This is a genomic window from Rhizobium sp. WSM409 (genome assembly GCF_057653825.1).
On sequence record NZ_CM172794.1, the window covers coordinates 234140 to 256107 of the forward strand.

The 21968-nt window shown below is 62.2% G+C and carries 20 protein-coding genes; 15 read left to right on the top strand and 5 right to left on the bottom strand.

All coding sequences use genetic code 11. The features are described from left to right. Positions 1–57 precede the first annotated feature (57 nt). From AC25BC_RS01165 to AC25BC_RS01185, 5 genes are all read left to right on the top strand, one after another. Positions 58–1266 (top strand): acetyl-CoA C-acetyltransferase, encoded by a 1209-nt coding sequence (locus AC25BC_RS01165; protein WP_012755967.1) that lies wholly within the window; start codon positions 58–60, stop codon positions 1264–1266. Between the two features lie 2 nt (positions 1267–1268). Next, positions 1269–1652, top strand: a complete 384-nt coding sequence (locus AC25BC_RS01170) for a cupin domain-containing protein (protein WP_012755968.1) — start codon at positions 1269–1271, stop codon at positions 1650–1652. A gap of 16 nt (positions 1653–1668) precedes the next feature. After that, positions 1669–3882, top strand: a complete 2214-nt coding sequence (locus AC25BC_RS01175) for a 3-hydroxyacyl-CoA dehydrogenase NAD-binding domain-containing protein (RefSeq protein ID WP_012755969.1) — start codon at positions 1669–1671, stop codon at positions 3880–3882. A 116-nt stretch (positions 3883–3998) separates the two neighbouring features. Next, positions 3999–4562 carry a YdeI/OmpD-associated family protein gene (locus tag AC25BC_RS01180; RefSeq protein ID WP_012755970.1) on the top strand — a complete coding sequence of 188 codons (564 nt, stop codon included), beginning with the start codon at positions 3999–4001 and terminating at the stop codon, positions 4560–4562. Positions 4563–4843: 281 nt separating this feature from the next. Beyond that, positions 4844–5053, top strand: a complete 210-nt coding sequence (locus tag AC25BC_RS01185; protein ID WP_003545273.1) for a cold-shock protein — start codon at positions 4844–4846, stop codon at positions 5051–5053. Positions 5054–5243: 190 nt separating this feature from the next. Here the strand turns inward: AC25BC_RS01185 and AC25BC_RS01190 are convergent, their stop codons facing one another. After that, the gene (locus tag AC25BC_RS01190) at positions 5244–5735 is read right to left on the bottom strand and encodes a MarR family winged helix-turn-helix transcriptional regulator (RefSeq protein ID WP_041935458.1); all 492 of its coding nucleotides are present in this window, start codon (positions 5733–5735) and stop codon (positions 5244–5246) included. Positions 5736–5793: 58 nt separating this feature from the next. Here AC25BC_RS01190 and AC25BC_RS01195 point away from each other — a divergent pair, with 58 nt between their 5' ends. Beyond that, on the top strand, positions 5794–6198 hold the full coding sequence (locus AC25BC_RS01195) for a GFA family protein (protein WP_012755972.1): 405 nt from the start codon (positions 5794–5796) through the stop codon (positions 6196–6198). A gap of 93 nt (positions 6199–6291) precedes the next feature. Continuing rightward, on the top strand, positions 6292–6735 hold the full coding sequence (locus AC25BC_RS01200; RefSeq protein WP_012755973.1) for a YybH family protein: 444 nt from the start codon (positions 6292–6294) through the stop codon (positions 6733–6735). Positions 6736–6744: 9 nt separating this feature from the next. Here the strand turns inward: AC25BC_RS01200 and AC25BC_RS01205 are convergent, their stop codons facing one another. Beyond that, on the bottom strand, positions 6745–7947 hold the full coding sequence (locus tag AC25BC_RS01205; RefSeq protein WP_012755974.1) for an MFS transporter: 1203 nt from the start codon (positions 7945–7947) through the stop codon (positions 6745–6747). 137 nt (positions 7948–8084) lie between these two features. Between AC25BC_RS01205 and AC25BC_RS01210 the strand changes: the two genes are divergently transcribed. Beyond that, complete coding sequence (locus AC25BC_RS01210; protein WP_012755975.1) at positions 8085–8642, top strand: TetR/AcrR family transcriptional regulator; 558 nt, start codon at positions 8085–8087, stop codon at positions 8640–8642. Positions 8643–8753: 111 nt separating this feature from the next. Here the strand turns inward: AC25BC_RS01210 and AC25BC_RS01215 are convergent, their stop codons facing one another. Beyond that, positions 8754–12278: a PAS domain-containing hybrid sensor histidine kinase/response regulator gene (locus tag AC25BC_RS01215; protein ID WP_012755976.1), complete on the bottom strand. Its 3525-nt coding sequence runs from the start codon at positions 12276–12278 to the stop codon at positions 8754–8756. A 222-nt stretch (positions 12279–12500) separates the two neighbouring features. Here AC25BC_RS01215 and mscL point away from each other — a divergent pair, with 222 nt between their 5' ends. The 5 genes from mscL (at position 12501) to AC25BC_RS01240 (ending at position 18687) form a co-directional block, all read left to right on the top strand. Continuing rightward, a complete protein-coding gene (gene mscL / locus AC25BC_RS01220; protein ID WP_012755977.1) occupies positions 12501–12938 on the top strand; it encodes a large conductance mechanosensitive channel protein MscL in 438 nt (145 codons plus the stop codon). Positions 12939–13060: 122 nt separating this feature from the next. Then, positions 13061–14227: a pyridoxal phosphate-dependent aminotransferase gene (locus AC25BC_RS01225; RefSeq protein ID WP_012755978.1), complete on the top strand. Its 1167-nt coding sequence runs from the start codon at positions 13061–13063 to the stop codon at positions 14225–14227. Between the two features lie 220 nt (positions 14228–14447). After that, positions 14448–15482, top strand: coding sequence for a UDP-glucose 4-epimerase GalE (gene galE, locus AC25BC_RS01230; protein ID WP_012755979.1), 1035 nt, complete (start codon positions 14448–14450; stop codon positions 15480–15482). Positions 15483–15589: 107 nt separating this feature from the next. Further along, positions 15590–17551 carry a putative bifunctional diguanylate cyclase/phosphodiesterase gene (locus tag AC25BC_RS01235; protein ID WP_012755980.1) on the top strand — a complete coding sequence of 654 codons (1962 nt, stop codon included), beginning with the start codon at positions 15590–15592 and terminating at the stop codon, positions 17549–17551. An 83-nt stretch (positions 17552–17634) separates the two neighbouring features. Beyond that, entirely contained in the window at positions 17635–18687 is a 1053-nt protein-coding gene (locus tag AC25BC_RS01240) for an enoyl-CoA hydratase/isomerase family protein (RefSeq protein ID WP_012755981.1), read from the top strand. 11 nt (positions 18688–18698) lie between these two features. Here the strand turns inward: AC25BC_RS01240 and AC25BC_RS01245 are convergent, their stop codons facing one another. Both AC25BC_RS01245 and AC25BC_RS01250 read right to left on the bottom strand, forming a co-directional pair. Then, positions 18699–20756: an ATP-dependent helicase gene (locus AC25BC_RS01245; RefSeq protein WP_012755982.1), complete on the bottom strand. Its 2058-nt coding sequence runs from the start codon at positions 20754–20756 to the stop codon at positions 18699–18701. A 107-nt stretch (positions 20757–20863) separates the two neighbouring features. Continuing rightward, positions 20864–21130, bottom strand: a complete 267-nt coding sequence (locus tag AC25BC_RS01250) for a hypothetical protein (RefSeq protein WP_012755983.1) — start codon at positions 21128–21130, stop codon at positions 20864–20866. A 178-nt stretch (positions 21131–21308) separates the two neighbouring features. On the opposite strand from AC25BC_RS01250, the gene AC25BC_RS01255 reads away from it, so the two are divergent. After that, entirely contained in the window at positions 21309–21569 is a 261-nt protein-coding gene (locus AC25BC_RS01255; protein ID WP_012755984.1) for a BON domain-containing protein, read from the top strand. 91 nt (positions 21570–21660) lie between these two features. Continuing rightward, a complete protein-coding gene (locus AC25BC_RS01260; protein ID WP_012755985.1) occupies positions 21661–21924 on the top strand; it encodes a hypothetical protein in 264 nt (87 codons plus the stop codon). Positions 21925–21968 lie beyond the last annotated feature (44 nt).

Genomic DNA, 21968 nt, shown 5'->3' on the forward strand with positions numbered 1-21968 from the left:
GAGAAGAGGGAAGAACGAAATTCACCGGCGCCGCCGCGCCGTCAGGGAGATGAGACAATGACCGAGGTTTTCATTTACGACCACGTGCGTACGCCGCGCGGCCGCGGCAAGAAGGACGGCGCCCTGCATGAGGTGCCCTCCGTTCGCCTCGCGGCAAAGACGCTGGAAGCGATCCGCGACCGCAACGGGCTCGACACGGCCACGGTCGACGACATCATCATGGGCTGCGTCGATCCGGTCATGGATGCCGGCGCCGTCATCCCCAAGGCCGCCGCCTTCGAAGCCGGTTACTCCACCAAGGCACCCGGCATGCAGATCTCCCGCTTCTGCGCCTCCGGCCTCGATGCCGTCAATTTCGGCGCCGGCAAGATCGCCCAAGGCGCCGACGATATTGTCATTGCCGGCGGCGTCGAAAGCATGTCCCGCGTCGGCCTCGGCATGTCCGGCGGCGCCTGGTTCATGGACCCTTCTGTGAATTTTCCGGCCTATTTCATGCCGCAAGGTGTCTCGGCCGATCTGATCGCCACCAAATACGGCTTCAGCAGAACCGATGTCGACGCTTATGCGGTCGAGAGCCAGAAGCGTGCCGCCCATGCCTGGGAAAAGGGCTGGTTCGACAAGTCGGTCATCCCGGTCAAGGACCAGAACGGCCTGACGATCCTGGCAAAGGATGAGCATATGCGTCCCGGCACCGATATGCAGGCGCTCGCCTCCCTCAATCCGTCCTTCCAGATGCCCGGCGAGATGGGCGGCTTCGAGGCCGTCGGCATCCAGGCCCATCCGGAGATCGAGCGCATCAACTATGTCCACCATGCCGGCAATTCCTCCGGCATCGTCGATGGCGCCAGTGTCGTCCTGCTCGGCTCCAAAGCCGGCGGTCAGAGCATGGGCAAGAAGCCGCGCGCCCGCATCAAGGCTTTCGCCAACATCGGCTCCGATCCGGCCCTGATGCTGACCGGGCCCGTCGACGTCACAGAGAAGCTGTTGAAACGATCAGGCATGAGCCTTTCCGACATCGACCTCTTCGAACTGAACGAGGCCTTCGCTGCCGTGGTGCTGCGCTACATGCAGGCATTCGACATCGACCATGACAGGATCAACGTCAATGGCGGCGCCATCGCCATGGGCCATCCGCTCGGCGCCACCGGCGCGATGATCCTCGGCACGGTGCTGGACGAGCTTGAACGCCGCGACCTCAACACCGCGTTGGTGACGCTCTGCATCGGCGCCGGCATGGGCACGGCAACGGTTATCGAGAGGGTCTGACGATGGGCTTCAACACCGGCACGATCGAAACCGAATATGCCGAGGTCAGCGAGCACTGGTCGCCCCGCGTCATCGCCGATCTCAACGGCCAGAGCGTCAAGCTCGCCAAGGTTAGGGGCCAGCTCGCCTGGCATTCCCACCGCGACGAAGACGAGCTTTTCCTCATCTGGAAGGGAGCGCTGACCATCGAATATCGCGACCGCCCGCATGTGCATCTCAAGAGTGGCGATTTTCATGTCGTGCCAAGGGGTGTCGAGCATAATCCTGTTGCTGAGGAGGAATGCTGGATCGTGCTTTTCGAGCCGTCGCTGACCAAGCACACCGGCGATGTCGTCACCGAAAAGACGAAGACCTTAGACGCGCAGCGCAGCCATTTGCCGGCCTGATCGGGGAGGAAACCCAATGACCTACACCAATTTCACGCTCGAAACCGACGCCGATGGCATCGCTCTCGTCACCTGGGACATGCCTGGCAAATCGATGAACGTCTTCACCGCCGAGGTGATGGCCGAACTCGACGCCATCATCGACGCTACGACCGCCGATGCCGCCGTCAAGGGTGTCGTCTTCACTTCGGGCAAGTCCTCCTTCTCCGGCGGCGCCGATCTGTCGATGATCAAGTCGATGTTCAGTTCTTATCAGGAGGAGAAGGCAAAGAGCCCCGAGACGGCGGTGCAGAACCTCTTCGGTCTGGTCGGCCGCATGAGTGGCCTGTTCCGCAAGCTCGAAATATCGGGCAAGCCCTGGGTGTCCGCCATCAACGGCACCTGCATGGGCGGCGCTTTCGAACTGTCGCTCGCCTGCCACGGCCGCGTCGCCTCCAATGCCAAGAGCGTCAAGATCGCGCTGCCCGAAGTGAAGGTCGGTATCTTCCCCGGCGCCGGCGGCACGCAGCGTGTGCCGCGGCTGGCGAACGCCCAGGATGCGCTGCAGATGATGACGACCGGCCAGTCGCTGACCGGCTCCCGCGCCAAGGCGATGAACCTCGTGCACCAGGTGGTCGAGCCGGATCAGCTCATCCCCGCCGCCAAGCAGATGATCAAGGATGGCCTGAAGCCGGTCGCCCCCTGGGACGAGAAGGGCTTCAAGGCGCCCGGCGGCGGCATCTGGACGCCGGCTTCCGCCCAGCTCTGGCCGGCAGCTCCGGCAATCCTGCGCCGGGAAACATCGGGCAATTATCCGGCGGCACTCGCCATTTTGAAATGCGTCTATGAAGGTCTGCAGGTGCCTTTCGACACCGGCCTGAAGATCGAGCAGCGTTATTTCACCGAGGTGCTGCAGACCCGCGAAGCCTTCTCGATGATCCGTTCGCTGTTCATCTCCATGCAGGAGCTCGGAAAAGGCGCCCGCCGCCCGGCGGGTCATGCGAAGACCGAGCTGAAACATGTCGGCGTCGTCGGCGCCGGCTTCATGGGCGCCTCGATCGCTTATGTCACCGCCGCCGCCGGCATTCCGGTGACGTTGATCGACCGCGACATCGAAGCGGCGACCAAGGGCAAGACCGTCTCCGAAGGCCTGGTCAAGGATTCTATCGGTAAGGGGCGTCTTACGCAAGATGAGGCAGCCGCATTGCTCTCCCGCATCACCCCCTCGGCAGATTATGCCGACCTCGCCAATGCCGATCTCGTCATCGAGGCGGTGTTCGAGGATCGCGAGGTGAAGAAAGCGGTCATCGAGGCGGTCGAAGCCGTGCTGCCGGAAGGCGCGATCTTCGCCTCCAATACCTCGACCCTGCCGATCTCAGGTCTCGCCAAGAATTCGAAACGCCCGGCCGATTTCATCGGCATCCACTTCTTCTCCCCTGTCGAGAAGATGATGCTGACCGAGGTCATCCTCGGAAGCGACACCGGCGACAAAGCGCTGGCCGTCGCTCTCGATTATGTTGCAGCCATCAGGAAGACGCCGATCGTCGTCAACGACACCCGCGGCTTCTTCGTCAATCGCTGCGTGCTGCGTTACATGTCGGAAAGCTACGATATGCTGATCGAGGGCGTGCCGCCTGTCATGATCGAGAACGCCGCCAAGATGGCCGGCATGCCGGTCGGTCCCTTGGCGCTGAACGACGAGGTCGCCATCGACCTCTCGCTGAAGATCCTCAAGGCGACGGTCGCCGATCTCGGCGAAAAAGCCATCGACCCCAGGCATATGGATCTCATCTCCAGTATGGTGGAAAAGGAGGGTCGTTTCGGCCGCAAGAATTCCAAGGGCTTCTACGACTACCCGCCGAAACCGGCGAAGAAGTCCCTCTGGCCCGACCTCAAGTCCTTCTATCCGCAGAAGCAGGCAGATGAGGTTGATGTCAACGTCCTCAAACAGCGTTTCCTCGTCACCATCGCGCTGGAAGCTGCCCGCACAGTCGAGGAAGGCATCGTCACCGATCCGCGCGAGGCGGATGTCGGCTCGATCCTGGGCTTTGGCTTCGCGCCCTATACCGGCGGGGCGCTGAGCTATATCGACGGGATGGGTGCGAAGGCTTTCGTGGAATTGGCGGAAAAGTTAGCAGGTACTTACGGAAAACACTTCAAGCCGACGCCGCTGCTGAAGGACATGGCCGCCAAGGGCGAGACGTTTTACGGTCGGTTCGACCCCTATGCGAAGGTGGGGAAGGCGGCTTAGGCCGTCTTTGAGTCGTGCAGCTCTTGTCGGGTTTCAAACGTTGAATGGGGCAGGTGGCGATGGCAATCTGAACCGTAAGCAACCCGCGCCTCGCTGTCACCCGGATCGGACCGCCCATGCAACCGTCAACCGACATCCTCGCCTTCGCCGATCCGATGGAGTGGGAATCCTGGCTCTGCCTGCATCACGCGGCATCGACCGGCGCCTGGCTGAAGATCGGTAAGAAAAATCCGAAACGAACTCTCATCACCATCGACGAGGCGCTGGATGTGGCGCTCTGTTACGGCTGGATTGACAGCCAGCGCAAGGGGTTTGACGCGCATTCCTACCTGCAGCGTTATTCGCCCCGCCGCGCCAAAAGTTCGTGGTCGAAGCTCAATGTCGATCGGGTCGCAGCACTCGCAGAAACCGGGCGCATGCGGCCCGCGGGCCTTGCCGAAGTCGCTGCCGCCAAAGCCGACGGACGCTGGGCTGTCGCCTACGCTCCGCAGCGCGATGCCGGCCTGCCGGACGATCTGGCGGCGGCGCTCGCTGAGAACGCTGCCGCCGATGCTGCCTTTGCGCGGCTCGACAAGACCGGCCAATATGCAATCGTCCTGCCGCTCCTGAAGGCTACCACCCCGGAAGTCCGGGTTGCCCGCCTCGGCAAGGCGATCACCAGGTTGGCGCAGGCCGAATAGGCGGTATTTCAGCTTCTGCAAAAAAATCTCGCCCTCGGTTTTCCGCGCCGCGCGGCAGGCAAAGACCTGTCCGCGGTGTCTGAAACGTCACCGATTTCCCTGGCTGCGGCCTTGTCACGGACACAATTTCCGATTACATATCCGCGCATCGATCTTGCTAGATGAACTTTGAAACGGCCTCGTGTCGTTCCTGGCGAACTTCCTCCAAAATCGGTTTTCATCGCCGTTCGGCATTTATCCGGGCTGCATTCTTCTATGAACGATTCGAAAAGGATATCGTCATGAGCACAGGTACCGTAAAGTGGTTCAACGCAACCAAGGGCTTCGGCTTCATTCAGCCGGATGACGGCGCAGCCGACGTTTTCGTCCACATCTCTGCCGTTGAACGCGCTGGCATGCGCGATCTCAAGGATGGCCAGAAGCTGTCTTACGAGCTCGTCCGCGACAACAAGTCCGGCAAGATGTCGGCAGACCGCCTCCAGGCGGCCTGAGCCTTCAAGGCTCTAAATATCATCTCCGGATCGTGACCACGGATGTACTGGCGCGGTTCGTTGAGATAGCAGGGAAGGTCGGGTTCACCCGGCCTTTTTTCGTTTCCGGCCGGTTGATGTTGTGCCCTTTCCCAAGAATTGCGTCCGCGACACCCCCCTCTGCCCTGCCGGGCATCTCCCCTTAGCCGCCTTACGCCTCGCCACCTTCCAGCATCTCCATAACCCGCGCCATCACCACCCGTGCCGCATCGAGTTCCGCTGACGTGAAAGCAGCGCCCAGCCCGTCGGCCCATCCGGCTTGCGCGATCTCGATGACGCCGAGCCGCGCCGCCCCTTCTTCCGTCAATCGTACCAGCTTGGCGCGCTGGTGCTGCGGGTTGTCGGCATAGGCGATCAGCCCTTCATTCTCCAGCACATCGGCAAGCCGCTGCACGCCCTGGCGGGCGACGCCGAGCGCACGGGCGATCTGCGCCACCGACATGCCGCCGCGTCGTGCCGCCGCCAGCACTTGCCAGCGCGCGCTGGTTTGTCCTGCCGGCTTTGCCAACTGGTCGCCCGCCGCCGTCAGATGGCCGGCGAGGCGAAGGGCGGTGATCGCAAAAGCGGAAAAGGCATCCCCCTCCATCGTCCGCTCCGGTCGATTTTGTTTGACAACATGTTGTCGATTTTGTATCTGATTCATAATGACAACACATTGTCATATTTGGAGACTGAAGGCAACGCCGAAGCAGGAGAGCGCCATGAAGAAAACCTACAGAGGAAGCTGCCATTGCGGCAAAGTGCACTACCAGGTGGACATGGACCTCGAGGAGGGCACCGGCCGCTGCAATTGTTCGATCTGCGCCAAGCGGCGCTATTGGGGCGCCAACGTCAAGCCGGAGGATTTCCGGCTGATGTGCGACCAGGCGGAAACGTCCGACTATCAGTTCAACACCATGAGCGGTCATCACCGCTTCTGCCGCACCTGCGGTGTGCCGGCCTATGGCGACGGTTATGTCGAACAAATCGGCGGCGCCTATGTCTCGATCAACATCGCCTGCCTTGACGATATCACCCCTGAGGAACTGGCAGCACTGCCTGTCCGTTATGCCGATGGCAGGCACGATGCCTGGTGGAACGAACCGGCGGTGACGAGTTATCTCTGACGCAATTCCAAAAGTGCGCAGTGGTTCTATCGCTGATGTCGGATCGTCGTCCTCCCCTTCGTCCTCTGTCCATAACGGAGAAGGAGAACGACCGTGAAAGACGAAGCGAATGCCAGGATCGAGGAAGAGGCGATCATCGCCATGCTGATGATGCGCGCCAAGGCGCTGGGTGAGAAGAACGCCAGCGACGCGCTTTCCTATGAGGCCGAGGATTCCGTCGAATTTTCGCTGGCGCCGCCGCTCGTCTACCACGGCCAGGACGAAGCGGGTCTGCAGGCCTGGTTCGATACCTGGGAAGGCCCGATCGGCGGCGAGGTGCGCGATGCCAGACTGACCGTTGGCGAGGATGTCGCTTTCTGGAGCGGCCTCACGCGCATGAGCGGGACCAAGACCGACGGCACCGCCGTCGATCTCTGGTTCCGCCAGACCCTCGGTCTCGTCAAGCAGGATGGCCGCTGGCTGGTTGCCCACCAGCACGCCTCGGTGCCCTTCGCCATGGACGGCAGCGGCCGGGCACTGCTCGATCTCAAGCCGTGAACTGCTTTCTCAGGCCGCGCTCTCCGCCACCCTGCGCCGGTCGGCGCGAATGCTCACCATTCCGACGCCCATCAAAAGCAGGATCGCCGTCGCATAGATATCCGTCGTCAATGCGTAGCCGGCCGATTTCGCGAGGAACCCGGCCAGGATCGCCGGCAGGCTGAAGGCGAGGTAGCTCTGGACGTAGAAGGCCGATAGCAGCCCGGCCCGCTCGTCCGGTTTAGCAAGCGGCATGATGGTGCCGATCGAACCGAGGAAATTGGTGCCGAAACCGACGCCGGTGAAAATCGTGCCGACGAGCAGCAGCGGCACATTGGCAAGATGCACGCCGGCAACGACGGTCAGGATGCCGAGCGTCTTGGCCGACACGCCAAAAACCAGATTGGCCGATGCCGTCTTGCTGCGCCTGAGATAGACGGCGATTGCTCCGCTCACCATCAGCGCGGTGACGACGGCCCCGCCCGTCAGCGGCGCCCGGCTGCCGGTCGTGCTGGCGACCAAGGACGGGACCAGCGAGAGATAGAAGCCGGCAAGCGTCCAATTGGCAATGTTGATCGGCGTCACCAGTGAGAGCGGCCGCTTCACCTGCTGGGGAATGGTGACCCGCGGTATCAGCGAGCCGAGAGCCCCCGGCCGCGTGCCGCCGGTCTCGCCTGTCAGCCAGATGGCAGCCGCCTGCAGCGTGAAGGCGACGAGCAGCAGCGCATAGACCAGATGCATCGGGAAGGGCCCGTATTGGATCAGGGCGCTGGTGCCCACTGCCCCCACTGCCATGCCGCAAAGCGGCGCGATCGAATTGACGATCTGTCCCTTTGCCCGGTCGACATCGACGAGCGCCGCTCCGATCGAGGCGCCGGCGATCCCCGTTGCCAGCCCCTGCACGATCCGCGCCGCGATCAGCCAGGCGGGACCGCTCGCGACGACGAAGAGGCCCATCGCGGCGATTTCGAGCACGAGGGCGAAAAAGATCACCGGCTTGCGGCCGAGATGATCCGAGATCGAACCGGCGATCAGCAGCGCCGCCAGCAGCGCGAAGGCGTAGACCGCGAAGATCACCGTGATCAGCACCGGCGAGACGGAAAAACTTTCCTGATAGATCCGGTAGAGCGGCGTCGGCGCCGCGGAGGCGCCGAAGAAGGTGGCGAGCGTCAGCGCATGAAAGCCGATCGAGGGACGCGGCGAATTCTCGGTGGATTTGGCTGCGGCGAACATATATAAGCCCCTTAAAGCTAAACTGTTGCGTTAGCCTAAGTAGAGCGGGGACTTCGTAAAAGCAATTTATTTGCGTTAATAGTTCTATCAAAGATTTTGAACCAACGGTGTCAAAGGGCGAAGGTCGGGTTGCACGCATGACAGTAAAAGAGAACCTCCGTCCGGGCGGCAGAAGCGCCCGGGTTCAGGCATCGGTGCACAAAGCGGTCCGTGAGCTGATGGCCGAGATGAGCCGCGCCGAGGTGACGATCCCGCTGATTGCCGGCAAGGCGGGGGTAACGCCGTCGACCATCTATCGCCGCTGGGGCGACCTGCAGGAGCTTCTCGCCGATGTCGCCGTCGATCGGCTGCGGCCGGATATGCAGCCGATCGATGCCGGCAGCGGCAAGGCCGATCTCGAAACCTGGGCCGAGCAATATGCCGAGGAAATGTCCTCCGGCCCCGGCCGCGAAATGATCCGCGACGTGCTGGCGGCGCAGGCGGGCGCGAATGCCTGTAAATGCGCTGAATTTACCCGCCAACAGGTCGACGTCATCGCCGAGAGGGCCAAGGCTCGCGGCGAGGCCTTTCCGGATGTCGACCGCGTCATGGACCAGGTCGTGGCGCCGATCATGTACCGCATCCTGTTCGGCGATGTGCCGGCGACAGCGCGTGTGCGCGATCTGGTTGCGCGTGTCATGAGCGCGACGGACTAAGAGCAATTCCAGCAAAAGTGTGTAGCGGTTTTGCGTCCGGAATTGCGTGAAAACAAAGAGATAGAGCATCTCCGTGATTCGGAGAAAAACGGAAATGCTCTGAGTTTTCTGTTACTCCGCGGCGGCGCGCTTGAGGCCGGAAATCTGGGTGATATAGGCGCGTAGCGCCGCCGGCCGCACCGGCTTGTGCTGGACGGCGATACCATCTCGCTCGGCCTCGCTGCGCACCTCCGGCGTGCGGTCGGCCGTGATCAGCAAAGCGGGGATATCGGCGCCGAACTGCCGGCGCAGATGCAGGATGGCGGCAATGCCGGTGCCGTCGCCGAGATGATAATCGGCGATGACGATATCAGGTGGTCCCTCCTGGCCGTCGAGGGCGATGACGTCGGCGAGGCAATCCAGCGCCTCCACCTCGCAGCCCCAGCCGCTGATCAAGAGCCGCATGCCTTCGAGGATCTTCGGCTCGTTGTCGATGCAGAGGATCTTCAACCCGCTCAGCGGCTGGCCGGGACGGTCGGCAGGCGTGATTGCCGCCGTGGCCGCGGCCGGGCGCGAGACGTCGAGCGGCATGGCGATACGGAATTCCGTGCCCTTGCCATGCGTCGACTGCAGCTCGACCGGATGGTTGAGCACGCGGGCGATACGGTCAACGATCGACAGGCCGAGCCCGAGGCCGGAGGCGGTTTTCGCGCCTTCGTCCAGCCGCGCGAATTCCTTGAACACGGTGCGGAATTTCGACGGCGGAATGCCGATGCCGGAATCGATGACCTGGATGATCACCTGGTTGCCGCGCCGTCGCGCGCCCACCAGCACCTTGCCTGAAATCGTGTATTTGATGGCGTTGGAGACAAGGTTCTGCACCAGCCGGCGCAGCAGGTTGGGGTCGGAGCGGACCCGCAATGAGGTCGGCATGATCACCAGCTTCAGCTGTTTTTCACGGGCGATCGGCGCGAAATCGGTCTGGATACGCTCCAGCAGGTCGGAGAGCGCGACGGAGGCGAGCCGCGGCCGCATGGCGCCGGTATCGAGCCTGGATATATCGAGCACCGCCCCGAGAATGGTCTCGACCGATTCCAGCGCGGAATCGATGTTGCGCACGATCAGGCTGTTCTCGGATTGCGCCATGCGCTCGACCAATGCCGAGGAATAGAGCCTGGCGGCATTGAGCGGCTGCAGGATATCGTGGCCGGCGGCGGCGAAAAAGCGTGTCTTGCCGATATTCGCCTCATCGGCGGCGGCGCGCGCCTCGCCGAGTTCGCGGTTGACCCGGGTAAGCTCGGCCGTGCGTTCGGCGACGCGCTGCTCCAGCGTTTCATTCGCCTGTTTCAGTGCCTGGTCGGCGCTGACGCGCTGGGTGATGTCGGTGAAGGTGGCAACGATGCCCTTGTCGGGCATGGCGTTGGAGCGCACCTCGATGATCCGCTCGCCGCCGCCGAGCACCAGCGAAAAGGGCTTGTCGAGCGTCAGGAAATGCCGCACCGTCTGGCTGAGATCGCCGGGCGCGATATCGCCGCGCTGGATAAGCGTGGTGACGATATCAGACAAGGGAAAACCGACCTGGCCGGCACTTTCCGGAAGATCCAGCAATTGCCGGAAACGCCGGTTCCAGATCGTCAGCCGATTGGAACTGTCGAAGACCGCAATGCCCTGGTCCATCTGCGAAAGCGCCGTCTGCAGCATGTCCTGGTTATATTGCAGCGCCTCGCTCGCCTGGTCGAGCAGCCAGGCGGTATCGGAAGAGGCATCCTCGATCTTCTGCAGGATCAATGACAGCACCAGCCTGGCCGAGGACGAGCCGATGGCGCTGCCGAGCAGCTGTTCGCTAAAATGGATGAGCGCCATGTCGGCCGGCTGCTCGTCTTCCAGCTTGCGGCCGGAGCTTTGTTCGTAGGTCGTCAACGAGCGCTGCATGCGCTCTTCGCCGAGATAGCGCGAGATCGCCGCCTTGAGATCGCCGACGCTAATGCGGGTCTTCCAGCCGCGCGTGGCAAATTGCGAGCGCGAATGCCGTTTGACGAAGATACCGGCCTGGATGCGCTCCAGCGGCTTGGCGTTGCGGGTGAGCGACCCGACGACGAAGAAAGCGGTGTTGACGAGCAGGCTCATTGCCGTCGCATTGACCAGCGGATCGGCGTCGGGCGCGGTGAACAACGTCGTCCCGGGAAAGATGAAGCCGAGCACGGCGCTCGCCACATAGGAATAGTCGGGGCCGCCGAGCGAGGGCAGGAACAGCAGGTAGATCCAGATGATGAAGCCGGAGGAAAGCCCGAGGATTGCGCCGCGCGCGTTCGCCCGCCGCCAGATCAGCCCGCCGAACAGTGCTGGGGCGATTTGCGCGATCGCGGCAAAGGAAAGAAGGCCGATCGAGGCAAGGCCTGCCGTGCTGTCGGTCGAACGGTAATAGGCATAGCCGAACAGCAGCACGGCGAAAATGGCGCTGCGGCGGATGTTGAGCAACGTCTTGGCGAAATTGTCGCGCAGGCTGGCGCGGCCGGCGAGTTTGCGCCTGAGGAAGATCGGCATGATGATGTCGTTTGACACCATGATCGACAGTGCGACGGAATCGACGATGACCATCGCCGTCGCGGCGGAGAACCCGCCGATGAAGATGATCAGCGAAATGACGGGCATCTGGCCGGCAAGCGGCAGCGACAGCATGTAGAAATCGGCATTGCCGCTGCCGCCGAAGGTCAGCAGCCCGCCGATCGCCACCGGCAGCACGAAGAGATTGATGGCGATGAGATAGCTGGGAAACAGGATGCCTGCGAGTTTCAGCTGTTTCGGGGTTCGGTTTTCGACAACCGTCACGTGGAATTGCCGCGGCAGCAGGATGATCGCAAAGGCCGACAAGATGATCAGGGTGATCCAGCGGCTGATCGGCGTATGGTAGTTGAGCGCCGACATGACCAGCTCATTGTCGACGGTCCTGCGCCAGAGATCGGTCGGACCGTCGAACAGAAACCAGATGACGCAGACGCCGGCCGTCAGGAAAGCGACGAGCTTGACGACGGATTCCATCGAGACGGCGAGGATGAGGCCATCCTGATGCTCTGTCGCATCCGTATGCCGTGTGCCGAACATGATGGCGAAACAGGCAAGCACCAGCGTTGCGACGAGCGGCAGGTCGAGAAAATAGAGATTGCCGCTGCCGATGCCGTAATCGGACGGATTGACCATGGCGCTGACGGTGCTCGAGATCGCCTTGAGCTGCAGCGCGATATAGGGAATGGCGCCGATCAGCGAGATCAGGGCGACGATCGTTGCGACCGTCGGGTTCTTGCCGTAACGGGCGGCGACGAAATCGGCAACCGAGGTGAGCTTCTCCGCCTTGGCAAGCTCGATGATGCGGCGAAGCAGCGGCATGCCGAGCGTGAAGACCAGGATAGGGCCGATATAGATGCCGGCAAATTCCAGGCCGCGCTGCGCCGCAAGCCCGACGCTGCCGAAATAGGTCCAGGAGGTACAATAGATCGCAAGGCTCAGCGCATAGACCACCGGCCATCCGCCTTCCAGCGTGCCCCGGCCGCGGTCGAGCGTACCCGGGCTGCGGTTCTTGCGGTCGCCATAGCTTGCCACGGCGAAAAGCAGGAGCAGATAGCCGAAGGCAGACGCGAATATGACCCAGCCTGGAAGCATTGACCCTCCGCCGGCGGAAAACCCGCCGGGACCTCCCGCAACATGGGTCAGCTTAAGTCATTTCAGACGCTTTGAAAATTCCTGGCCGTCTAGGCCTTAAGTCAAAGACCGCCGGGAGGTATCGCCGAATAATTGCGATTGCCGATTGATTAATTGCAATGAAGATGTAGCTAATAAAAACAATCGCATATCTTTGAAATGGATCAAAGGGAGACGGATCCGATGCTCAATGAGTTCAAGGCCTTTATCGCCCGCGGCAATGTCATGGATCTTGCAGTCGGCGTCATCATCGGCGGCGCCTTCGGTGGCATCGTCAAATCTTTGGTGGATGACCTTATTATGCCGATCGTCGGCGCCATTTTCGGCGGTTTCGATTTTTCGAATTACTTCCTCCCACTGTCGTCGGCCGTCAACGCACAGTCGCTCGCCGCCGCCCGCGAGCAGGGAGCGGTGTTTGCCTATGGCAGTTTCCTCACCGTGCTCATCAACTTCCTCATTCTCGCCTGGATCATCTTTCTGATGGTCAAGGGCGTGAACACCCTGCGTGCCCAAGTCGAGCGCCAGGAAAAGGTGGCACCGGAAGAGCTGCCAGCGCCGCCGGCAGACGTTCAGCTGCTGACGGAAATTCGCGATCTTCTCGCCACGCGCCCGACGGCTTGATCCGGGCTGGAGCCCGTCCGCTTCGGTCGGGCTCATTCATCACCAAAATCGATATGCCATCACTGGATGTCATGGGATTTGCCGGCGCAAATCCGCTATGAAGGCGGAAACCGGAGATTTGCATGTCGATCGTTAGCAGCCTCAGCCCGCGCGCACTGGCGGCGCCCGAAAGCGGGATCGTCGAACTCGTCAACTATGCCCGTGGCCGCGAAGGCCTGCTGCCGCTCTGGGTGGGTGAGGGCGACCTGCCGACGCCTGATTTCATCAGCAGGGCGGCGATGGACGCGCTTGCTAGCGGCGAGACCTTCTACACATGGCAGCGCGGCATTCCGGAGCTTCGCCAGGCGCTTTCGGATTATTACGACAGACATTTCGGAATCCGGCTTCCGGTCGAGCATTTCTACGTCACCGGTTCCGGCATGCAGGCGATCCAGATCGCCGTGCAGGCGCTGACCTCGCCGGGCGACGAACTGGTTTACTTGTCACCTTCCTGGCCGAACATTGCCGCCGCTCTCGAGATAGCAGGTGCGCGCTCGCTCAGTGTCGAGCTGCAGTTCGAAGGCGGCAAATGGGCGGTCGATCTTGACCGCATCGAAACCGCGATCACCCCGAAGACCAAGGGCATCTTCATCAACACGCCGTCGAACCCGACAGGCTGGACGGCAACGAAACAGGACCTTGGCGATCTCCTGGCGCTTGCCCGCAAGCACGACCTCTGGATCATGGCGGACGAAATCTACGCCCGCTACTATTTTGCCGGCGGCCGCGCCCCCTCTTTCCTCGATGTGATGGAACCGGACGACAAGATCATCTTCGTCAATTCCTTTTCGAAGAACTGGTCGATGACCGGCTGGCGCGTCGGCTGGATCGTCGCCCCGCCTGAAATGGGCCAGGTGCTCGAAAACCTCATCCAGTATTCGACATCGGGGGTGGCGCAGTTCATGCAGAAGGGCGCTGTCGCAGCCCTTGATCAAGGCGACGATTTCGTCGCTGCCAATATCGCCAAGGCGGCCCGCTCCCGCGATACTCTCTGCGATGCGCTTGTCGCCACCAACCGCGTCGAGACACTGAAACCGGATGGCGCGATCTATGCTTTCCTGAAGATCGACGGCGTCGCCGACAGCCGCACGGCAGCGCTCGACATCGTCGACAAGACAGGCGTCGGCCTTGCTCCCGGCACCGCTTTCGGATCGGGCGGCGAACTCTTCCTGCGCGCCTGTTTCCTGCGCGATCCCACACAGGTGGCGATCGCCGCCGAGCGCCTCTGCGACTATATCCTCAAGCTCTGAGAAGCACTGGCCGCAAGACGCGTCGTGGCGACCGAGGCGTCGATTTGTGCCGAAATCGCCGGATCGATAAAACTCTAGCAAAGCCCGAAATCGGCCTCTAACCACGACTCCAAACATACCCGTTCAAAGGCCTTCCAAACGCCGTTCGATAAGAAAATTGGAAAGAAAAACCGGCGCCTGATGCCCCTGCTTATAAAAAACGAAAGCAGGGATGCGGGACATGGCGGTTTTGGTGACGGGCGGCGCCGGATATATCGGCAGTCACATGGTTTGGGCGCTGCTCGATGCGGGCGAGGATGTGGTCGTGCTCGACCGCCTCTCCACAGGCTTTCGCTGGGCCGTGGCGCCGGCGGCGCGTTTCTATCTCGGCGACGTTGCCGATCCCGACATATTGAAAAAGGTCTTCATCGAAAACGACATCGAGGCGATCATCCATTTCGCCGGCTCCGCCGTCGTCCCGGTCTCGGTCGCCGACCCGCTCTCCTATTACGACAACAATTCCGGCAAGACCCGGGCGCTGTTGAGTGCTTCGGTCAAGGCCGGTATCCGCAACTTCGTCTTCTCTTCGACGGCGGCTGTCTACGGCCAGCAAAAGACCGACCTGCCTGTGAAGGAGACGGCTCCGCTCAATCCGGAAAATCCTTACGGCCAGTCGAAGCTGATGACCGAATTCATGCTGCGCGATGCCGCCGCCGCCTATGATTTCAACTATGTCGCGCTTCGTTACTTCAACGTCGCCGGCGCCGACCCGCACCACCGTGCCGGCCAGTCGACCTCAGGCGCCACACACCTGATCAAGGTCGCCTGCGAGGCAGCACTCGGCAGGCGCGACAGCGTCAATGTCTACGGCGTCGACTATCCCACCCATGACGGCACCGGCGTGCGCGACTACATCCATGTCAGCGATCTCACGGATGCACATCTGAAGGCGCTGCAGCATCTGCGCAGAAGCAAGGGCTCGCTCGTTGCCAATTGCGGTTACGGCAGCGGCTATTCCGTGCTCGATGTGCTGAACATGGTCACCCGCCTGCACGGACATTCCTTCAAGATCCACATGGCGCCGCGCCGCGCCGGCGATTCGGCGAGCGTCGTCGCAGACGCTTCGCTCGCAAGGCAGGTGCTCGACTGGAAACCCAGATACGATTCGCTGGAAACCATCGTCCAGAGTTCGCTCGATTGGGAACTGTTCCTGTCGAACAAGAACGTCGACGACCTGCACAGCATCCACCGGGCATTGGCCGCCGCTTCCTTCTGATCGGGGAACCCGTTTACCATCCCCGCGCCTGCGGGGGCGCATGCCGTCACGTGAATAAGGAAAAAACAAGCTTTCTCTGGCTGGCTCGGGCCAACGGAAAAGAGAAGATGAAGAACTTTCTGGCCTCATTGCAGCTGCAAAAAGACAATCCGACGCTTCTGCTGGCGCAGTTCCGGGCCCTGTCGTCGCAGATTCCCATTCTCTATGTCCTTCTGGTCATCAACGCCCTTGCGGTGGCGATCACCCACCTCAAATCCGCCCCCCTTTGGCTCTCGCTCTACATTCCCGTGGCCTTGAGCGTCGTCTGTGTCTTCCGTCTCTGCTGGTGGGAGATCCGCGGCAAGGAAAACGTCACCGCCGAGCGGGCCTACAGGCTGATGAAGCTCACGATATCAGGGGCCGGCATCCTGGCCGTCGCTTTCGGCAGCTGGGCGATCGCGCTCTACCAATATGGCGATGCTTCCCAGCAGGGTCAGATCGCCTATTTCCTCGTCGTGACCGGGATATCCTGCATCTTTTGCCTGATGCACCTGCCGATGGCGGCAGCGCTGACCACGGTCATCACCTTCTCGGCCATGGTCGCGACCTTCTTGTTCTCGGGCAATCCCGTTTTCGTCGCGACGGCCATTAGCGGCCTCTTCCTGATCCTGCCCTTCCTCAGGGTGATCAACAGCTATTTCCAGAATTTCGTCGGTCTCGTGCAACTGACCGAAGAGCTGAAGCAGAAGCAGGCGGAAGCCGAAGAGCTGAACCTCGTCAACAGCCGCAATGCGCTGCATGACCAGCTGACCGGCCTTGCCAATCGCCGCAGCTTCTTTCTCTCGTTGGAAAAACGGCTGCAGAAGGATTCGTCGACGCCGCCCGTCCTCGGCATTCTCGATCTCGACGGCTTCAAGCCGGTCAACGACGTCTTCGGCCATGCCGCCGGCGATCTCGTGCTGAAGGAGACGGCCCGCCGCTTCGTCGCGCTGGTCGGCGAAGAGGGCATCGTCTCCCGTCTCGGCGGCGATGAGTTCGGTATCATCTTTCCCTCCTTGATGACGCGCCAGGCGATCGCCGATCTCGGCCAGGCGCTCTGTGCTGCCGTCCGCGATCCTTTCGAAATCCCCGACGGCTCGGTCCGCGTCTTCGGCTCCTGCGGCATCGTCTATCCTGATATTGGCACATACACCGCCGAGGATCTTTACGAGAAAGCCGATTTTGCCCTCTACCAGGTCAAGAGCAAGCGCAGCAGCGGCGTCGAATTCTTCTCGGCCGAGCACGAGAAGATCCTGACGCAGCGCCACCTGATCGAACTCGAACTGCAGGCAAACGATTTCGCCAAGGAATTGAAACTCGACTATCAGCCGATCGTCGAATTGAGGAGCGGCCGCGTCGTCGCCTACGAGGCGCTCGCCCGCTGGGACAGCGCCCGCTTCGGCCGTATCAGCCCAGACGCCTTCATTCCCGCTGCCGAGCGCACGGCGGTCATCGGTCGCATAACCCGCATCCTCTTCGCCAAGGCGCTCGAAGCGCTGGCGATCATTCCACGGCATCTCAGGCTGTCCTTCAATCTCTCGGCGCGCGATATCTGCGACCACGAGACCTCGATGGCGCTGCTCGCCATGATCACCCGTTCCGGCATCGATCCGAAGCGCATCGAATTCGAGATTACCGAGACCGCATTGCTCTCCGATTTCGACACCGCCGATCAGGTGATATCCATGCTGCGCGCTGCCGGCATCTCGATTGCGCTCGACGATTTCGGCACCGGCTATTCGAGCCTCAGCCATATTCATCGTCTCGGCTTCGACAAGCTGAAGATCGACAAGTCGTTCGTGATGAATTTCGATCGAGACGCCCGCTGCATGAACATCACCCGCTCGGTCGCCAATCTCTGCCAGAACCTCGGCATCGCCTCCGTCGCCGAAGGCGTCGAAAGCGAAGAGATTGCCGAGGGATTGAAGGCGATGGGCGTTCGTCTGGCGCAGGGCTATCATTTCTCGCGGCCGCTGCCGCTCGAACTTGCCATCGACTACGCCGCCAGGTGCGAGGCCGCAGCCTCCGCCCGCAATTCGCTGTCTGCCTGACCGATCGATCTCGATCCGCCGCAAATCGACTGGAGCGATGCCGCGGGGTCGTCTATTCATGGTCGCAACAGATGAGGTGAACCATGCAGGACGGCGAAGTCATCATTGAACGGCGGGGTACCGCAGGCGTCATCCGGCTCAACCGGCCGCGAGCACTGAACAGCCTGACGTTGCCGATGATCCGCACGATCACCGCGGCCCTTCACGACTTTGCCGGTGATCCCGAGGTGGCGAGCGTCGTGGCGACGGGAGAGGGCGAACGCGGCTTCTGCGCCGGCGGCGATATCCGCGCCCTGCATGAGAGCGCCCGCGCCGGCGATGGCCTGGCGGCAAGCTTCTGGCGCGAGGAGTTCCGCCTCAACCATATGATTGCCTCCTATCCCAAGCCCTATGTCGCGCTGATGGACGGCATCACCATGGGCGGCGGCGTCGGCCTGTCCTCGCATGGTCGCCACCGCATCGTCACCGAGCGCACCCGCCTTGCCATGCCCGAAACCGGCATCGGCTATGTCCCGGATGTCGGCGCCACCTGGCTGCTGCCGCGTGGCCCCGGCGAGGCCGGAACATGGCTCGGTCTGACAGGGCTTGATATCGGGGCTGCCGATGCGATCCACGCCCGCCTTGCCGACCTTCAGATCGCCTCGTCGCGGCTCGGCGAAGCGATCGATGCTCTCTCCGCCCTGCCGCGCGCCAGCTCATCCGGCGATGTCGATGCCGTGCTGCAGGCGCTTCCGGAGCCTCAGGGAGAAAGCCGGCTCAGGCAGAACGCGGCGATGATCGATCGCGCATTTTGTTTCGACAACGTGGAGGAGATCCTGGCAACGCTTGCCGAGGAGGAAGGCGAATTCGCCGCCGAGACGCGCCGGGTGCTGCTGACGCGTTCACCGACCAGTCTGAAGCTCGCTTTGCGGCTGCTCAGAGCCGGCCGCAGCAGCGCCTCGCTTGCCGAATGCCTCGGCCGCGAACTCGGCGCCTGCCTGCGGATGCTTGATAATCCCGATTTCTTCGAGGGTATTCGCGCCGCCGTCATCGACAAGGACCGCAATCCGAAATGGTCGCCCGCATCAGTCGAGGCTGTGGAAGTGGCAAGGGTCGAGCATTTCCTGAAACCGGCCGAACCGCCGCTTTCGCTCTGAACGCTATCCGGCTATCGCCACATGCCGCGCATGCGGGCGCCGACATCGATGCGCACTTGCCGCGCGTGGGCTTGCGCGGCCTCCGATTTCACCTGCGGCCAGCTGCAGGCCTCGAAGAACTGCAGCAGCGTTGCCGGAATGAAGCGGCTGCGTGAGGCATAGACATGCCGGTCGCCCTGCGAGTTCTGCCCATAGGTGAAGAAGCGTTGCGGAACGACGAGGTCGAGACCATCCCGGGCGCGCGTCATCGCGACATAGAGCAGCCGGCGTTCCTCTTCGATTTCGGCGGTTGTGCCGACGGCGAGATCGCTCGGTATGCATCCGTCGACGACGTTCAGCATGAAGACCTTCGTCCATTCCTGGCCCTTGGCGGAATGGATGGTCGACAGGATGAGATAGTCTTCGTCGAGAAGCGGCACACCCGCCTGGTCGCTGGTCGCATCCGGCGGATCGAGGGTGAGCTCGGTGAGAAAGCGCTCGCGCGAGGCATAACCGCTAGCGATCTGCTCGAGCTGCAGCAGGTCGGCCTGCCGCGTTGCTGCGTCCTCGTGCAGCCGTTCCAGATGCGGCGCGTACCATTGCCGTGCCAGGCCGATCTCTGCCGGCCAGCCGGCCTTGCCGGTCTTCAGCTCCTGCAGCATCGCAACGAACATTGTCCAGTCCTCGCCGGAGCGCGGCGGTGCCGGCATGGCGCCAAGAGCAGTAATCGGGCTGGCATCCTCGGCCATCAGGTCGAGCGTCTTCTGTGCCGTCGACGGGCCGACGCCCGGCAGGATCTGCATCAGCCGGAAGCCCGCCACCCGGTCGCGCGGGTTCTGCGCGAAGCGAAGGGCGGCCAGCATGTCCTTCACATGCGCGCTGTCGAGAAACTTCAGCCCGCCGAACTTGACGAAAGGAATGTTGCGCCGGGTCAGCTCGACCTCCAGCGGCCCGCTGTGATGCGAGGCGCGAAAGAGCACGGCCTGCTGCTTGAGCGTGAGGCCTTCCTCGCGGTTATCGAGCACCATGTCGGTGATATACCGCGCCTGCTCGGCCTCGTCGCGCACAGTGACCAGGCGCGGCCGCTCGGACGATTGCCGCTCGGTCCAGAGGTTCTTGGTGAAGCGCTCCGAGGCGAGATCGATGACGGCGTTGGCGGCGGCGAGGATCGGCTGCGTCGAGCGGTAGTTGCGGTCGAGCGTGACGATATTGGCCGCCGGGCTGAAGGCGGCGGGAAAATCGAGGATGTTGCGCACCGTCGCGGCACGGAAGGAATAGATCGACTGCGCATCGTCGCCGACGACGGTCAGCCCTTGGCCTTGGGGTTTCAATGCGAGCAGGATCGAGGCCTGCAACCGGTTGGTATCCTGATATTCGTCGACCAGCACATGGTCGAAGCGGCTGCCGATATCCTCGGCAATCATCGCTTCGCCGACCATCTGCGCCCAGTAGAGCAGCAGATCGTCGTAATCGAGCACGTTCTGGCTCTGCTTGGCCTCGACATAACTGGCGAAAAGTTCGCGCAGCTGTTTCTCCCACGTCGCGCACCAGGGAAAGACGTCGCGCAGCACGAGGTCGAGCGCGGTTTCCGAATTCACCGCCCTGGAATAGATGGCAAGGCAGGTGCCCTTTGTGGGAAAGCGGCTTTCCGTCTTCGAGAAGCCGAGGTCGTGCCGGATCAGGTTCATCAGATCGGCACTGTCTTCGCGGTCGTGGATGGTAAACCCAGGATCGAGACCGATCTGCTCCGCATAATCGCGCAACAGCCGCGCGCCGATGCCGTGGAAGGTGCCGGACCAGGAAAGCGCATCCGCCATCACGCCAGCATTCGCACCAAGCACATCGCGGCAGATGCGCTCGACACGCCGCGCCATCTCGGCGGCTGCCCGGCGCGAGAAGGTCATCAGCAGGATGCGGCGGGGATCGGCGCCCTTGACGATCAGATGGGCGACCCGATGCGCCAAGGTATTCGTCTTGCCGGAGCCGGCGCCGGCAATGACCAGCAGCGGCCCGGCAATATGGCTGCCGTCGATGAGCGTGCCGTGCTCGACGGCCATGCGCTGCTGCGGATTGAGCTTTTCGAGATACATCCAGCCGTCCGGTCGGGCTCCCGCAGAATCACTGCGGAAAGATTAGATGTTCCTTGAATGTTCGCGATTGCGGCCTCTGTCAAGCGCTGCGGCGCGCGAGCAACATCTCAGTCGGGGAAATCCGGACCGATCTCGCGCCGCACCAGCTTCAGGCTACGGTCCGGCTGAAGAATATAGGTTTCCTCCACGCGCTGGCCCGTCCCGTTGTAGAACTGGTTGTAGACGGCGCTGCCGACCGGCGACTTGGCAAGCTTCGTTCGCGGCTGGCCGCCATAGGTAATGCTGCCGGGAATGGGTTCCAGCGCCCGCGTATCGGCCGAGGAGCAGCCGGCAAGCATTGCCCCGGCAAACAAGGCGGGCAGAAGCGCTTTCATCGTCATCATCCCTCTTTCGACTGCCGCCAGATATGGAAGCCGCAGCGCCTTTCGCCAAGGGTCGTCCATGCCACCGCACAGGTATCACTGTCGAACAGGCTCTTCTTTTCCGGGGGACGCAACGAAATGCGTCCCTGCGGCGTTAACAGACATCAACCAACATTAGGAAACGTTCACGGTGCTCGGCTTTCCAGCATTCACGGGGCATGGCGAGCCCGGCCGCCAGGGCCACAGCGATGCCGCGACGCGCGCCTCGGTGGAAAGCGCCCTTCATGCGGCCGCCGATTTCGAAGCCGGCGAAATCACCGTCAGCATATCGGGCTCCTATGTCATCCTGGAAGGTTTCGTGCGCCGGCGGGGCGATGTCGAGCGGGCGATCGAGATCGCCGAGGGCGTCGTCGGCCGGGGCTATGTGCGTGCTCGCTTGCTGCGACGCTAGCCGGCTCGCGCTCATCTCTTTGCGATGCATGAAGGGAACCAAAATGCTCTCTCGCGTGTTGAAAGGCCGGACCTAAACGCTGGAGACTCTCATGCAGTTGCTTCCTCGCCTCTGGGCAACCACCTTGATCGTGGGTTGCGGTGTCTTTGCCGGCTCCGCCCATGCCTCGCTGGAAACCGGCACGAATTATTCCGCTTTGCCGAAGGACCAGATCGCCCTCAACGAATATACCGGGACCGTCGCCTGCCAGCCGGTAGAGCCTCACTATCTCCCCTCCTTCATCCGCGCGGCAGATGGCACCATCATCGGTGTCGGTTATGTCGAGATCGAGAATGAGAGCGGCGCGGATTGCTGAAAAAAGGCGGTCCTGCTCGGACGAGGCTCGCCTGCGTTTCCGCA

Coding starts and splice junctions, on each gene's coding strand:
- AC25BC_RS01180 (WP_012755970.1), top strand. CDS start 3,999: ATGCAACCGTCAACCGACATCCTCGCCTTCGCCGATCCGATGGAGTGG.
- AC25BC_RS01225 (WP_012755978.1), top strand. CDS start 13,061: ATGTCGATCGTTAGCAGCCTCAGCCCGCGCGCACTGGCGGCGCCCGAA.
- AC25BC_RS01210 (WP_012755975.1), top strand. CDS start 8,085: ATGACAGTAAAAGAGAACCTCCGTCCGGGCGGCAGAAGCGCCCGGGTT.
- mscL (WP_012755977.1), top strand. CDS start 12,501: ATGCTCAATGAGTTCAAGGCCTTTATCGCCCGCGGCAATGTCATGGAT.
- AC25BC_RS01165 (WP_012755967.1), top strand. CDS start 58: ATGACCGAGGTTTTCATTTACGACCACGTGCGTACGCCGCGCGGCCGC.
- AC25BC_RS01205 (WP_012755974.1), bottom strand. CDS start 7,947: ATGTTCGCCGCAGCCAAATCCACCGAGAATTCGCCGCGTCCCTCGATC.
- galE (WP_012755979.1), top strand. CDS start 14,448: ATGGCGGTTTTGGTGACGGGCGGCGCCGGATATATCGGCAGTCACATG.
- AC25BC_RS01175 (WP_012755969.1), top strand. CDS start 1,669: ATGACCTACACCAATTTCACGCTCGAAACCGACGCCGATGGCATCGCT.
- AC25BC_RS01195 (WP_012755972.1), top strand. CDS start 5,794: ATGAAGAAAACCTACAGAGGAAGCTGCCATTGCGGCAAAGTGCACTAC.
- AC25BC_RS01240 (WP_012755981.1), top strand. CDS start 17,635: ATGCAGGACGGCGAAGTCATCATTGAACGGCGGGGTACCGCAGGCGTC.
- AC25BC_RS01215 (WP_012755976.1), bottom strand. CDS start 12,278: ATGCTTCCAGGCTGGGTCATATTCGCGTCTGCCTTCGGCTATCTGCTC.
- AC25BC_RS01260 (WP_012755985.1), top strand. CDS start 21,661: ATGCAGTTGCTTCCTCGCCTCTGGGCAACCACCTTGATCGTGGGTTGC.
- AC25BC_RS01190 (WP_041935458.1), bottom strand. CDS start 5,735: ATGAATCAGATACAAAATCGACAACATGTTGTCAAACAAAATCGACCG.
- AC25BC_RS01245 (WP_012755982.1), bottom strand. CDS start 20,756: ATGTATCTCGAAAAGCTCAATCCGCAGCAGCGCATGGCCGTCGAGCAC.
- AC25BC_RS01250 (WP_012755983.1), bottom strand. CDS start 21,130: ATGAAAGCGCTTCTGCCCGCCTTGTTTGCCGGGGCAATGCTTGCCGGC.
- AC25BC_RS01170 (WP_012755968.1), top strand. CDS start 1,269: ATGGGCTTCAACACCGGCACGATCGAAACCGAATATGCCGAGGTCAGC.
- AC25BC_RS01185 (WP_003545273.1), top strand. CDS start 4,844: ATGAGCACAGGTACCGTAAAGTGGTTCAACGCAACCAAGGGCTTCGGC.
- AC25BC_RS01235 (WP_012755980.1), top strand. CDS start 15,590: ATGAAGAACTTTCTGGCCTCATTGCAGCTGCAAAAAGACAATCCGACG.